Raw genomic sequence first — 13719 nt, 5'->3', positions numbered from 1 at the left:
AGGACGTCAGCAGGCCCCCTCGTCCTGCCACGGCCCCCATTCGACGGCGCTGGGCGCCTCGTTCTGGGTCCACCACTTGGCCTTCCAGTTGTGCTGGTTGTACGAGACCTCGTTGCCGGCGGTGTAGACCGCCGTCGAGCTCCAGGCGGTCGCGCACGCGGTGCTCGGAGACGTCGGGGTCGGGGTCGGCGTGGGTGTCGGGGTGGGGGTGCTGGTGGGCGGGGTGGCTCCGGCGAACGTCACCGAGTACTTGGCGAAGTCCCAGGAGTTCTGGGCCACGCTGGAGCATGTGCCCGAGGTGCGGCCGCCGTTGTCGGCGGGGGTGCACTGGCGGTCACGGTTGAGGGACCAGAAGGTGAAGCGGTCCATGTTGTGGCTGGTGGCGTAGTCCAGCACCGTCTGGAAGTCGGCCTGGGAGAAGTACTCGCCGGTGTCGCTGCGTCCGTTCATGCCGGAGAAGCCCTCGTGGGCGTAGGCGGTCGCCTGGTCCCAGCCGAAGGTGGACTGGAGGATCGTGTTGAAGTTGGTGAGCGCGCTGGTCTGTGAGGCCGCGCCGTTGAAGCCGCCGTCGAACGGCATGATGGAGAAGTTGTTCGGCGTGAACCCCTGCGACTTCGCCTCCAGCAGCATCTGCTTGCCGAACCAGCCGGTGCCGTCCGCCGTACCGGCCGTGGTGACGGAGACATAGAGGCCGGGGTTGTTCTGCTGGAGGATCTTGGCCGCGCCGATCTCGTTCTTGATGGCCGCCGTGTTCTCGTACTCCGGCTCCTCCAGATCGAAGTCGATCGCGTGCAGGCCGTACTTGGTGATGACCTGCTGGTACGCCGCGGCGGTGGCGGCCGCGTCCGAGCAGGCCTGGCCGAGCTTGGTGCCGCCGTATCCGCCGATCGAGACGGAGACGTCGCCGCCCTTGGCGCGGATGGTGCTGATGACCGACTGCACGGCGGTGTCCGAGGAGACGGCGGCCGTGCCGCCCCAAGTGGGGGAGCAGCCGCCGCCGTTGGGGGCGAGGATGAACGCCAGCTGGAATGCCTTGAGGCCGGTCGCGTCCATGATGGCGCCCGGGTCCGGCGGGTCGTTGTCCAGTGGCATCAGATAGGGGGCGGCGGCATACCAGCGGTTGCTGAGCGCGGTGGTCGCGCCCGAGGCATTGCCCGCGACCAGGGCGGTCGTGCCGAGTGCGGCCAGGCTCACGGCGGCTGCCGCGCCCAGACATGCGCGAAGACGTCTCACTGTGCCTCCAGGGGAGTGGGGGAGTGGCCCCAGCCTCTGGGGGCTGTCGCGATCACGTCAATGAGTTGGACTAGACCAGACAAGTCTTTGGACTAGACCATGCAATCTCTTTACTTGGACTCCGCCGCGGGTGCCGCCGCGGCCGGTGCCGCGCGGACACCGTCGAGGGCGACGGTCAGGACGCGGTCGCGCTGGGCGTCGTCGAGGAAGTTGGTCGCGGTGATCCCGGCGACCATCCGCAGGAGGTCGTCGAAGTCCATGTCCGCGCGGGCCGCCCCGGCCTTCTGTGCCCGCTCGAACAGGGGACCGCCCGCCGCGTACATCGAGTCCCGGCAGGCCAGGAAGATCTCCGACTCGTTGTTGAGTGCCTCGCGGATGGCCCGCTTGGTCACGGTGTAGTCCACGAACCGGCGCAGCCACGAGGTCAGGGCCTCCCACGGCTCGAGCTCGGCGACCTCCTGCGCCACCCGGCACAGGTCGTTCACCTCGCCCGCGTAGACGCTCTCGAAGAGGTGGCGGCGGGTCGGGAAGTTCCGGTAGAGCGTGCCGATGCCGACGCCCGCGCGGCGGGCGATGTCCTCCAGGGACGCCTCCGCGCCGTTCTCCGCGAACGCCTCGCGCGCGGCCGCCAGCAGCGCGTCGTAGTTGCGGGCGGCGTCCTTGCGGTGTGGCCGCCGGGACGCGACGATCTCGCTGACGGGGAACGGCTGAGCCGGCACTGCTGCCTCCCTGGCGGGGAACGAGGTTGAAGCGGAGGTATGCCTCCGCTACAGTGGAGGGGTACCTCCACTTTACCAGTGCGGGGTGTGTTTCGCCGTGGACGCGTGCGGCCGCACGCATCACCGACGCGACGGCACCCTTCGCGTATCCGCGACGGCATCCCCCTGTGCCGGCGATTCGACTCGACTCGATCTCATCGCGGGCCCTGCGCCGACCGCACCGCCCGCCACTCGCACCACACCGACATCCACAGTCCTCCGCGACCGCTCCCTGTGGCCGTCGGCGTGCTCGACGCCGCCCCGCGGCGTGCCGAGCCCGGACGACCGCCGCCCGATGACCTCGGCCGCACCCTGTTCGCTTGTTCGGAGAGGCTTTTCATGCCCCGGAAATCCACCCGCCTCACCTTCGCGGTCCTCGCGACCGGCGCGGGCGTGTTCGCCATGCTGCAGTCGCTGATCGCACCGGCCCTGCCGACCGTTCAACACGCCCTGCACACCTCGCAGTCCACCGCGACCTGGGTGATGACGGCCTATCTGCTGTCCGCCTCGGTGTTCACACCGATCCTCGGCCGTGTCGGCGACCTGATCGGCAAGAAGCGCACCCTTGTCGCCGTCCTGCTGGCCGTCATGGCCGGCTGTCTGCTCGCCGCGCTGGCGCCGACCATCGGCGTGCTGATCGTCGCCCGGGTCGTCCAGGGCATCGGCGGCGCGCTGTTCCCGCTGTCCTTCGGCATCATCCGGGACGAGTTCGCCCCGTCCCAGGTGAGCGGCAGCATCAGCAACCTGTCCGCCGTGATCGCCGCCGGAGGCGGAGTCGGCATGGTGGCGGCCGGTCCCATCGTGACCGCGCTCGACTACCGCTGGCTGTTCTGGCTCCCCGTCGGCATCGTCGCTCTCACCACGCTGATCGCCCTCCGCTACGTCCCCGAGTCGCCCCGCCGGGCCGAGGGGAGCGTCAACTGGTTCGGCGCCGTCCTGTTGTCGGGCTGGCTGGTGGCCCTGCTGCTGCCGCTCAGCCAGGCGAGCCGCTGGGGCTGGGGATCGGGCAGGGTGATCGGTCTGTTCACCGCCGCCGTGCTGCTCTTCGCGCTGTGGCTGTTCGTCGAGGCGCGCTCCCACAGCCCGCTGATCGATCTGCGCATCATGCGGCTGCCCGCGGTGTGGACCACGAATGCCGCCGCGCTGCTGTTCGGCGCGGGCATGTACGCGATCTGGTCCTTCCTGCCAGGCTTCGTGCAGACCCCCAGCTCCGCCGGTTACGGCTTCGGCGCGAGCGTGACGGCGGCCGGACTGCTGATGCTGCCGATGCTGATCGCGATGTTCTGCTCGGGTGTGCTGAGCGGCCGTCTGGAGCCTGTGTTGGGTGCCAAGAAGCTGCTCACCACCGGCGCCGCACTCGGCGCGGTCGCCTGCGGCTTCCTCGCCCTGTGGCACGACCAGCAGTGGCAAGTCGCCTTCGCGGCGGGCGTGTTCGGGCTCGGCATCGGACTGGCCTTCGCCTCGATGGCCAACCTGATCGTCGGCAGTGTCCCGGCCGAACAGACCGGCGCCGCGACCGGTATGAACGCCAACATCCGGACCATCGGCGGGTCCATCGGCGCCGCGGTGACCAGCGTCCTGGTGACCAGCCGCCTCCAGCCCTCCGGCCTGCCGTACGGGTCCGGCTACACCCACGGGTTCAGCCTGCTCGCCCTGCTCTGCCTCGCCGCCGCGCTGGCCGCGCTCCTTGTCCCGGTGCAGCGCGCCGGCCGTGGCTCCGGGATGCCGCGCGCTTCCCACGACGTGCCGCGCACGGAACCGGAGGCGGTCACGCCCGGCGCGCGGAGCTGACGGGCGCGCGGAGCTGACGGGCACGTGGAGCTGACGGGCACGTGGAGCTGGCGGGCATGTGGAGCTGGCGGGCACGTGGAGTTGACGGACATGTGGAGCTGATCGTCGCGTGGGTTCTGGACCCGGCACCCGGAACGATCAGCACCCTGCCGCGAGTTCGGCGAACTCGTCCAGGAGGGCCGCGGCGTCGGTCACGTCGTCCGTGAGCGGGCGGTCCTCCATCGCCGGGTCCAGGACCGCCGCCGCGCGAGCGTACGCGCGGCCCGCCGGGGTCCCCGGAACGGGTACGGTGCCGCGCTGGCGCAGGGCCCGTACCGCGGCGACCAGTTCGCAGCCCAGGACCAGCCGGTACGCCTGGGCCAGCCGCAGTGACTTGCGGGCCGCCTGGGCGGCGAAGCTCGCGGCCTCCTCCAGCCCTTGCGACAGCACCACGTGACCGAGGGCGGCCGGGTTGGCGCACGCCTGGATCTCGGCGAGCGCGGCCGCGGCGCTGTACTCCAGGATCATCATCCCCGACCCCGCCGAGGCGTCGTCGGCCAAGTAGGAGCGCAGCCCGGTCAGTTCGGGGCGGCCGAGACCGGACAGCCGGGCCGCGGACAGCCGGGCGGTGCCGAGGACGGCGAGGCCCAGCTGGTCGAGCGCGAGGGTGAGCGGCGTGGCGAAGAAGCCGCCGTGATGATGGGCGACCGGGACACCCGTGGGCTCGTCCCACCCGATCAGGGGGTTCTCGGTGGCGGAGTTGAGCTCGATCGACAGCACGCGCTCCAGGCCGGCCCAGGCCTCCGTCGCGGGGCCGTGGACCTGGGGAAAGCATCGGAAACCGAAGGGGTCCTGCACGCGCGGGACCAGCGGCACCGGCTGCTCCGCCACCGCGGTCAGCCATTGTTCCGGCCCGCCGGGCACGAGCAGCCCCCGCATACGGGCCGCCGCCCGCCCGATCGCCGGATGCGGGTGGGCCCGATGGACCTCGGGTGCGTAGGCCTCCAGGGATCCGTCGATCGCGAGCAGCGACAGCGCGGCCACGGTGTGTGCGGCGCGGAGCAGCCCGCCGAGGTCGTGGCAGACGAGCGCGGACTGGCCGAGGGTGAGGGCGTTGCTGCTCAACAGGGCGAGCGCGTCGCCGCGTTGGATCTCCAGTCGCTCGGGGAACGGCTCCTCGCCGCCCGTCCCGTCCCGTTGCCACGTGCCGTGCCCGAAGAGCGCCAGCCCCAATTGGGCCAGCGCCGTCAGGTCGCCGGTGCCGACCGACCCGTACTCGTTGACCAGGGGATGCGCCCCCGCTCGTAGCGCGTGCGCGAGGGCCACGGCGATCCCGGGGCGCAGACCGGAGCCCCCGGCGAGCAGTTGGTTGGTCCGCACCACCATCATCGCGCGGACCTGGCGCACGGGCAGCGGGTCGCCCAGGCCGCCCGCATGGCTGAGCAGCAGCCGCAGGTCATGGCCCGCGCCGTCCCGTTCCTCGACGGTGACGCCCCGGTGCGCCCCGACGCCGGTACTGCGCCCGTACACCCGCGCGCCCTCCTCCGCCAGACCGCGCGCGGCCCGCCGGGTGCGCTCCATCGCCTCCAGCGCCGCCGGACGCACGGCGGGAGGCAGCGCGCCGTCGGCGATCCCGGCGACCGTGGCCACATCGAGGCCGTGACCGTCGAGTGACGCACCGGTCGCCGGGGCACAACGGGTCGTGCCGCCGGCGGTCGTTCCGGCGGTGCGCTTGAGCATGACGGACGTTGTCTCCTCAGCCGTACGTCGTCAGGGAGTCTGGCCGGAGCGGGTGTACGCCCCGGCCGTCACGCACCCGTCAGACCAGCCCGGCGGAGGACAGCCACGCCTTGGCCACGTCCAGCGGGTCCTTGTTGTCGTCCTGTACCTGGCTGTTGAGCTTGACCAGGGTTGCCGTGTCGAGCTTCGAGGAGACGGTGTTGAGCACCGAGACTCCGGCCGACGAGAGACCGCTCTTGTAGGCCAGCGGAGTCACGTTCTCGAAGCCGAAGAGGTTCTTGGGATCCTGCAGCACGACAAACTTGTTCTTGCTGATTCCGGGGTCCGTCGAGAAGATGTCCGCGGCCTGGGTGTTGTTTCCCTTGAGGGCCGCCACCGTCAGCGGACCGCCCGCGTCCAGCGCCTTGAAGGACTTGAATTCGAGGCCGTATACGGACTTGAGGCCCTTCAGGCCCTGCTGCCGGGTCTGGAACTCGGGCGAAGCGCCTATGACCAGGTCCTTCGCCACGTCGGCGAGGTCGGCGATCGTCGACTTCTCCGTCAGGCTGTACTTCTTGGCCGTGGCCTCGTTGACGGCGATCGCGTCCTTGTCCTGGGCCTCGGACGGATCCAACAGGGTCAGGCTCGCGTCGAGTTTGGCCGTGATGGCCTTGCTGGTCTCCTCGACGGTCGTCGGGGCCGCCTTGGCGTCGAGATAGGCGAGCAGGGCCCCGTTGTACTCGGGCAGGACCGTGATCGTGCCGTTCTTGATCAGACCGTAGGTGGTCTCACGGCTGCCGATGTTCAGCTTGTAACTGACCTTGATGTTCTTGGACTTGAGGGCCTCGCCGTAGATGTCGGCGAGCAGGATGCTCTCGGGGAAGTTGTTGGAACCGACAACGACCGTACCGGCCTTGGCGGAGTCCCCCTTCAACGGGTCGCTCTTGCCCGAGTCGTCGGAGGAACCGCAGCCCGTCAGTGCGGCCGTGGCCACAACCAGCAGGGAAACAGCGTACGTTGCGGACGTTCTGGTGCTTCTGGCGATGGTCACGTTGGTCATCCAGACTTGGCATGGTGGGGCGAAGGTGGCCGGAAGGCGCGGGTGTTGACAGTCGTCCGGACGATCCAATCGAGCCACCTCCTGGACCGTCAAGACACGAATAGATCACTGATGGGGATCGCGCGGCTTCAGTCCGTATGCACAACGTGACCAAAATGCGAGCGAATCCGGCGTCTCCACATGTCACTTTTTGGTTGATCATGGCCGTACTCTTACGGCAGCCGCTACTGTTGGCCGCGTCGAGGGCCATGTTCCACTTATCGGGCATGACCGTGCTGTCGAGACCGCCGATCCATGCGCCCTGGCAATGGGCTCCCACGGGGGAATGAAGTCAAGGAGGTTGGGTGCCCGCGCACAGGAAGTCCGCCCCGGGACAGCCGTCCACGGCTCCCCGAGCAGGCCGGACGCCTTCTCTTCTCGACCGCTGGCCTTTCCGCCGGAAACTCAACGTCCTGGTGATCGTCCCGCTCGCGGTCGTCTCCGCGATGCTCTCCTACGTCGTCTACGGCCAGGTCGACCGTGCCCGGTCCGCCGCCGACACCGCCCAACTCGTACGGGACAGCGCGCAGGTCGCCGAACTCATCGACGGTGTGCAGACCGAGCACCGGCAGGCGCTCCTCGTCTCCCTGCGCTACGAGGCCGCCCGCTCCGACGACAGTCCGCCCGACACCTCCTCCTACCTCCAGGCGCAGGAGAAGGTCAGCGCCCAGGCAGAGACCGTCCGGTCGGCCTACGGGGACCGGCTGCCCGACGCCGAGGCGCAGGCGCTCAAGGAACTCGAGGGCCTGGACAGCCTCCGCAAGACCGTCGAACAGGGTCCGATACCCGCCGACAACATCGACCCCGCGTACGGATCGGTGATCGAGGGCCTCATCAACGGCCTCGGACTCGGCCAGTCCGGCAGCGAGTCCTCGTCGTCCGCGGGCAGTCTGCTCGACGCGCTGCTGCGTGCCGACACCGCCCACGCCTCCTTCGAGACCAGCGTCTTCGCCGCCCGTACCCGGGACCCCAACGCGCTCATCGAGTTCACGGCGGCCGTCGGCGACTACGACCAGTACACCTACCAGGCCGAGCGGTTCACCCGGTTCGCCAGCACCGAACAGGGCAGCGACCTCGCCGAGATCGAACACAGCCCGTACCAGAGCGTCATCACGCAGCACTGGGCCGAGCTCCAGGTCGACCCCGGCGGTGTGGTCGCCGAGAGCTCGGCACAGCTGCGGGACGCCCTCGGCGACGCGCTGAGCGCCGACCCCACCTATGAGCGCCAGGCCCAGAACCGGCTGAAGATCGTCGATGAGCTCATCGGAGAGATCGCCGCCGACACCCAGGACGCGTCCAACAGCGCCTGGTGGCAGGTGGCCTGGCTGACCGTCGGCACCCTGCTCGCCTTCGGGGCCTGGCTCCTGTTCTCGGTGCTGATGCGCCGCTCCGTGGTGCGGACCGTGCGGACGCTCACCGAGGCGGCCCAGTACGTGGCCACCGCGGCCGGGTCCGAGCTGGCCCGGGTCGCGGACGACGACGCCGACGACGCGAGCCCGCCGCGCCTCGAAGCCGTACCCGTGCCGGTGCGCGACGAGATCGGTGAACTCGCCGAAGCCTTCAACCAGGTTCAGGTCACCGCGACCGCCCTGCTGGAACGCCAGGTCGTCAGCCGCCGCAACATCGCCGAGATGTTCGGCAACGTCGGCCGCCGCGTCAGCAACCTGACGGCACGTCAACTCGCGCTGATCGACTCGGTGGAGCGCGGCGAGACCGACCCGGAGGTACTGGACCGGCTCTACCGCATCGACCACATCGCCGTACGTCTCCAGCGCAACGCCGACAGCCTGATGCTGCTCGCCGGTATCAGCGAGACGGGCCTGGGCACCGAACCCATGCGGCTCAGCAACATCGTGCGCGCCGCACTCGGCCAGATCGAGGGCTACCAGCGGGTCACCCCGCACGCCGAGGGCGATGTCACCGTAGCCCCTGACATCGTTGGCGATCTCACGCTGATGCTCGCGGAACTGCTGGAGAACGCGGTGATGTTCTCCCCGGCGTCCAGCGGCGTGGAGGTGGTCCTGCGCCCCCGGCACGGCTCCGCCGGCGGCGCCCTCGTCGAGATCATCGACCACGGGCTCGGGATGAGCCCCGAGCGGCTGGAGCAGGAGAACTCCCGCCTGATCCGCCGTGAACGGCTCGACCTGGCGCCGACCGAGGTCCTCGGCCTGTTCGTGGTCGGCGGACTCTCCCGGCGCTGGGGCATCGAGGTCGTCCTGACCCGCACCCCGGGCGGCGGCGTCACGGCCACCGTCGCGGTCCCCTCCTCCCACCTCCTGCTCACCGACCCGGCACAGCCCGCGGCGCGGGCCCCGCACATCCTGCCGCCGGCCCGCCGCTCCGGCATGAGCGAGCCGCGCCCCGCGACGGTGGAGTCGCCGCCCGGCCCCTCGGGCCTGCCCCGCAGGGTTCCCGCGCGCCCCCGGGGCAGTGAATCTCCCGGCCACGCCCGCCGCACGGAGTCCGCGGGACCCCTCGGCGGCGAGGACGCCCTGGCCCACCCGGCGAACGGGTCCAGGGCGCGGCCCGGCAGCGGCGCCGCCGACGCCCGCTCCGGCACGGCGACCGAGTCGAGGCCCGGCGAGGCCGGTCCGCTGCGCCGCCGGGTGCGCGGTGCGACCCTGTCGGCCGGCACCGCTTCGAGCCGTCAGCCCGAACGGACCGTCACGAACCCGCGTCCGCCCGCCTGGCGGCCCACGGACGCGGAGGCGGCACGATCCGAGATCGACGAGTTCGAGGCAGCCGTCCTGCGGGCCGAGCGCGACAGCGCGGCCGACGACCGGACCACCGGGGCGACCCGGCCGGGGAGCCGGCCAGAGGCGCCCCGAACCGACCCAGCACAGAGAACAGCAGACCCACATCCCCGGAAGGCATGAGCAAGTGACCATGTGGACAGGCGAGCCGGAGTCCGGAGCCGTGGCACCGGTGACGGACGTGAAGACCGCCGCTGCCGACTTCAATTGGCTGCTCAATCGATTCGCCACCGAGACGGCCGGGGTCGTCGACGTGATCGGTGTCTCCTCCGACGGACTGCTCATCGCGGTGTCCCAACTGCGCGGACAGGCCGACTCGGAGAGGCTCGCCGCGATCGTCTCCGGTATGACCAGCCTGGCCATGGGCGCGTCCGGCAACTATGGCCTCGGCGCCCTGAACAAGGTCATCATCGACCTGGAGGAAGGGCACGTCCTGGTGTCGGCGCTCGGCGCGGGCGCGGTGCTCGGCGTGGTCGCCTCCAAGGAGGCGAAGCTCGGCAACATCGCGTACGAGATGACCCTCTTCGCCAACCGTGCCGGCGCGGTCCTGAGCCCGCAGCTGGTCATGGAGCTCAAGAACACCGTGGGCATCGCGCCGGCCGGCTGACGTCCGGCGGGCCGTCACATGGGCCGTCACATGATCGATGACGGTTCGCGAAGCGAAGGGGGGAGGACGAGATGACGGCCGGCGAGCCATCAGCCACCGACGGCGCAGGGTGGGAAGTGGAACCCCCCGCGTCGGTCGTCCGGCCGTTCCTGCTGACCGCGGGGCGGATCGCCGGCGGCGACAGTCTCGTACCACCGATCCCGATCGAGACGCAGGTGGTCGCGACCGATCTGGGTCTTGCCGCGCTGGACGCCTTCGTCTTCGACCAGCACCGCGACATCATCACGGTCTGCCGCGAGCCGCAGTCGCTGGCGGAGATCGCGGCGAAACTGCGGATGCACTTGAATGTGATCCGGGTGCTCGCCGATGATCTGCGCGCGGACGGTCAACTGGCCCTGTACGCACCGCAGGCCCGCTCCAACCGCGATGTCACCGTATTGCGAAGGGTTATCGATGGTCTCCGAGCTATCCCCGACTCCCGGGGCGCGATCCGTGAGGGCTGACGCCGAGGGGCCCCGGCCGCCGCTGCCGGTGAAGATGGTGATCGCGGGCGGCTTCGGCGTGGGCAAGACCACCACGGTGGGCGCCATTTCCGAAATCGAGCCGCTGACCACCGAGGCGTCCATCACCTCGGTCGCCGCGGGCGTCGACGACCTCACCCACACCCCGGAGAAGATGACGACGACCGTCGCCATGGACTTCGGCTGCGTCACCCTCGACCCGACGCTGAAGCTGTATCTGTTCGGGACCCCCGGCCAGGAGCGGTTCGGGTTCATGTGGGACGACCTGGTCGAGGGCGCGCTCGGCGGACTCGTCATAGTCGACACCCGCCGTCTCGACGACTGCTACGCGGCCGTCGACTACTTCGAGCACCGCGAGATCCCCTTCGCGGTGGCCGTCAACGCCTTCGACGGCAAGGTCGAACACGATCTGAACGACGTACGGTGGGCCCTCGACGTCGGCGACCACGTGCCCCTCACCGTGTTCGACGCGCGCGAACGAGGCTCCGTGCGGGACGCGTTGCTCGTCGTACTCGAACACGCGCTGGCCACCGCCGAACGATGAAACGGGGACGGGCTCGAAGCCCGTCCCCGTTCCGTACGGCCGTCAGACCGCGCGGCGCCTGCGCACGCCCGGGGACACCGTCACCCGGCCCACGGCCCAGAACAGCACGAGGACGAGCAGCGCGAGCGTCGCCGTGAGCGTGGCCCCGCCGACCACCTTCTCGTAGTTGCGCTGGTAGAGGCCGTCCACGATGTAGCGGCCGACGCCGCCCAGGGCCACATAGGCCGCGATCGTCGCGGTCGACACGATCTGGATCGCCGCCGAGCGAAGTCCGCTGAGGATCAGCGGCAGCGCCGCGGGCACCTCGACCTGGAGCAGGATCCTCCCCTCCGCCATGCCCATGCCCCGTGCGGCGTCGACGGGGGAGGGGTCGACATTGCGGACCGCCTCGTAGGTGGTGATGAGGACCGGCGGGACCGCCAGCACCACCAGCGGGATCATCACGGGCAGGATGCCGAGGCCGAGCCAGACGAACATCAGCACCAACAGCCCGAAGGTCGGCAGCGCCCGGGCCCCCGCCGCCACGAAGGCCAGCGCGTTGCCGCCGCGGCCGGTGTGTCCGGTGATCAGGCCGATGGGCAGGCCGATGGCCGCGGCGATGGCGAGCGCCGCCGCCGAGTACTGGAGGTGCTCCCACACACGCTGCGGGATGCCGTCGTAGCCGTGCCAGTGGGACCCGTCGGAGAAGAAGGACTGGATGTAATTCAGCACGTTCACGAGACGCTCTCCGGGGTGCGGGCCGCGCCCGCGGTCGTGGACGCAACGGACGTACGGCGCCCGGCCCCGCGGCCGGTGGGCGGCTGCCAGGGGGTGAGCACCCGGCGCAGCAGGACGAGCAGCGCATCGACCAGCACCGCGAGGACCGCGGTGGTGACAACCGAGTTCACAGCGAGGACGGGCCGGTGATAGAGCATCGCGGTGGTCAGCAGATTGCCGAGCGCGCCCTGGTTGCCGATCAGCGCGCCGACGCTGACCAGGCTGATGCTGGAGGCGGTCGCCACCCGCAGTCCGGCCATGATCGCCGGTACCGCGATGGGGAGTTGGACCTGGAAATAGCGGCGTACCGGGCCGATGCCCATCGCCGCCGCGGCGGCGATCGTCTCCTCGGGCACCGAGCGGATGCCGTCGACGACCGCCGGGACGAGGACCACCAGGCTGTACAGACACAGCGGGATCATCACCGTGAGGCGGCTGAGCCCGGTGTAGTCGATGAGCACCACGAAGAAGGCCAGTGACGGGATCGCGTACAGCACCGTGGTCGTCCAGAGGACCGGCGGGTAGAGCCAGTTGAAGCGGACGCACAGCAGGCCGATCGGCAGCGCCAGCAACAGACCGACGAGCACCGGGATCAGGGCCTCCTGCATGTGCCAGGAGATCAGGCCGGCGTAACTGTTCTGCAGGTCGCTCGGGATGTCGAAGAACCCGTTCATCGCGCGGCCTTCGCCTGCGACGGGCCCTGCGGAGACTCCGCCGGGCGCGGCACGGCGTCGGCGGCCCGCCGCTGCCGGGCGGCGCGGATCGTGGCGGCGACCGTCTCCTGCCCCGCGACTCCGAGGACCCGTCCGGCCGCGTCCAGCGCGACGGCCTGACCGGTGGGCGATAGCACCGCCCGGTCGAGAGCGACCCGCAGCGAGTCCCGGCCCACCTCGAAGCCCTGTCCGTACGGCTCCAGGGCCTGGACGTCACCGTCCCACACCGAGGGATCGGCCCAGCCCAGCGGCTTTCCGTCGGCGTCGGTCACCAGGACGGGCGACGGCGTTCCCTCGCGCCCGGCGATCTCCTGCCAGTCGGAGCCGACGGGGAAGACCCGGGAGCGGTCGAGTGCGAGGTCGCGGGTGGACAGGAACGACAGACCGCGGATGCCCCGGTCGGCGCCCAGGAACTCCTCCACGAACGCATCGGCGGGCGACGACAGAATCTCGTCGGGGGCGGCGAACTGGGCGAGCCTGCCGCCGGTGCGCAGCACGGCGATGCGGTCGCCGATCGTGATGGCCTCGTCCATGTCGTGCGTGACGAACACGATCGCCTTGCCGAGTTCGCCCTGGATACGGAGCAACTCCTCCTGGAGGCCCCGGCGGACGACCGGGTCGACCGCGGAGAACGGCTCGTCCATGAGCAGGATCGGCGGGTCCGCCGCCAGGGCGCGGGCGACACCGACACGCTGCTGCTGGCCGCCGGAGAGCTGGTACGGATAGCGGCGGGCCATGCCCGGATCGAGGCCGACCCGTTCCATGAGTTCGGCCGCCCGGGCCCGGGCGCGCTGCTTGGACCAGCCGAGCAGCCGCGGCACCGTGGCGATGTTGTCGAGGATCGTGCGGTGCTGGAAGAGCCCGGCGTTCTGGATGACGTAACCCATGGAGCGGCGCAGGGCGTTGACCGGCTGGCGCAGGATGTCCTCACCGTTGACCCGGATCGTGCCGCTGCTCGGCTCGACCATGCGGTTGATCATGCGCAGCGTGGTGGTCTTGCCGCAGCCCGAGGGTCCGACGAGAACGGTGATGGAGTGGTTCGGTATCTGGAGAGACAGGCGATCGACGGCCACCGTGCCGTCGGCGTATCGCTTGCTGACATCTTCGATGGCTATCAAGCGTCGAAACCCTTCGGGAACGGCTTTGCTCGTACGTGGCGCGATCGTGTGTACGAGGGTGCGTAGTCTAGCCAGTTGATGTTCGTTCGCGGTCGCCGCAGGTTACGGTTTCGAGCCCGGGCCGGTGT

At 70.3% G+C, this 13719-nt stretch carries 12 protein-coding genes; 5 read left to right on the top strand and 7 right to left on the bottom strand.

Translation table 11 applies throughout. The features are described from left to right. Window positions 1-6: 6 nt before the first annotated feature. Together OIC96_RS06995 and OIC96_RS06990 are read right to left on the bottom strand one after the other, a co-directional pair. On the bottom strand, window positions 7-1233 hold the full coding sequence (locus OIC96_RS06995; RefSeq protein ID WP_330308734.1) for a carbohydrate-binding protein: 1227 nt from the start codon (window positions 1231-1233) through the stop codon (window positions 7-9). Between the two features lie 110 nt (window positions 1234-1343). Beyond that, window positions 1344-1952 (bottom strand): TetR/AcrR family transcriptional regulator, encoded by a 609-nt coding sequence (locus OIC96_RS06990; protein WP_330308735.1) that lies wholly within the window; start codon window positions 1950-1952, stop codon window positions 1344-1346. 378 nt (window positions 1953-2330) lie between these two features. Between OIC96_RS06990 and OIC96_RS06985 the strand changes: the two genes are divergently transcribed. Beyond that, entirely contained in the window at window positions 2331-3782 is a 1452-nt protein-coding gene (locus OIC96_RS06985) for an MFS transporter (protein WP_330308736.1), read from the top strand. A gap of 138 nt (window positions 3783-3920) precedes the next feature. Here OIC96_RS06985 and OIC96_RS06980 read toward each other — a convergent pair whose 3' ends face one another. Further along, a complete protein-coding gene (locus OIC96_RS06980; protein WP_330308737.1) occupies window positions 3921-5501 on the bottom strand; it encodes an aromatic amino acid ammonia-lyase in 1581 nt (526 codons plus the stop codon). Window positions 5502-5580: 79 nt separating this feature from the next. Then, the gene (locus OIC96_RS06975; protein ID WP_330308738.1) at window positions 5581-6540 is read right to left on the bottom strand and encodes an ABC transporter substrate-binding protein; all 960 of its coding nucleotides are present in this window, start codon (window positions 6538-6540) and stop codon (window positions 5581-5583) included. A 344-nt stretch (window positions 6541-6884) separates the two neighbouring features. On the opposite strand from OIC96_RS06975, the gene OIC96_RS06970 reads away from it, so the two are divergent. The 4 genes from OIC96_RS06970 to OIC96_RS06955 all read left to right on the top strand — a co-directional run bounded on the left by OIC96_RS06970 (window position 6885) and on the right by OIC96_RS06955 (window position 11004). Beyond that, on the top strand, window positions 6885-9455 hold the full coding sequence (locus OIC96_RS06970; protein WP_330308739.1) for an ATP-binding protein: 2571 nt from the start codon (window positions 6885-6887) through the stop codon (window positions 9453-9455). 10 nt (window positions 9456-9465) lie between these two features. Further along, window positions 9466-9939 carry a roadblock/LC7 domain-containing protein gene (locus OIC96_RS06965; protein WP_330310361.1) on the top strand — a complete coding sequence of 158 codons (474 nt, stop codon included), beginning with the start codon at window positions 9466-9468 and terminating at the stop codon, window positions 9937-9939. A 71-nt stretch (window positions 9940-10010) separates the two neighbouring features. Beyond that, entirely contained in the window at window positions 10011-10442 is a 432-nt protein-coding gene (locus OIC96_RS06960; RefSeq protein ID WP_327435295.1) for a DUF742 domain-containing protein, read from the top strand. Beyond that, window positions 10393-11004 carry a GTP-binding protein gene (locus OIC96_RS06955; protein ID WP_381252808.1) on the top strand — a complete coding sequence of 204 codons (612 nt, stop codon included), beginning with the start codon at window positions 10393-10395 and terminating at the stop codon, window positions 11002-11004. The genes OIC96_RS06960 and OIC96_RS06955 overlap by 50 nt, the downstream gene beginning before the upstream one ends. Window positions 11005-11046: 42 nt before the next feature. On the opposite strand, the gene OIC96_RS06950 is transcribed toward OIC96_RS06955, so the two are convergent. Genes OIC96_RS06950 through OIC96_RS06940 form a run of 3 tightly spaced genes read right to left on the bottom strand, consistent with a single transcriptional unit; the run spans window position 11047 to window position 13591 of the window. Continuing rightward, window positions 11047-11721, bottom strand: coding sequence for an ABC transporter permease (locus tag OIC96_RS06950; protein WP_330308740.1), 675 nt, complete (start codon window positions 11719-11721; stop codon window positions 11047-11049). After that, window positions 11718-12434 carry an ABC transporter permease gene (locus OIC96_RS06945; protein ID WP_330308741.1) on the bottom strand — a complete coding sequence of 239 codons (717 nt, stop codon included), beginning with the start codon at window positions 12432-12434 and terminating at the stop codon, window positions 11718-11720. Before OIC96_RS06945 ends, OIC96_RS06950 begins: the two co-directional genes overlap by 4 nt. Then, window positions 12431-13591 (bottom strand): ABC transporter ATP-binding protein, encoded by a 1161-nt coding sequence (locus tag OIC96_RS06940; RefSeq protein ID WP_330308742.1) that lies wholly within the window; start codon window positions 13589-13591, stop codon window positions 12431-12433. Before OIC96_RS06940 ends, OIC96_RS06945 begins: the two co-directional genes overlap by 4 nt. Window positions 13592-13719: the final 128 nt, after the last annotated feature.

Origin of the sequence: Streptomyces sp. NBC_00775 (assembly GCF_036347135.1) — a bacterium.
Lineage (GTDB): Bacteria > Actinomycetota > Actinomycetes > Streptomycetales > Streptomycetaceae > Streptomyces > Streptomyces lutosisoli.
Note: the sequence above shows the minus strand (reverse complement) of the source record. Positions and strands in the feature narration are given on the sequence as shown.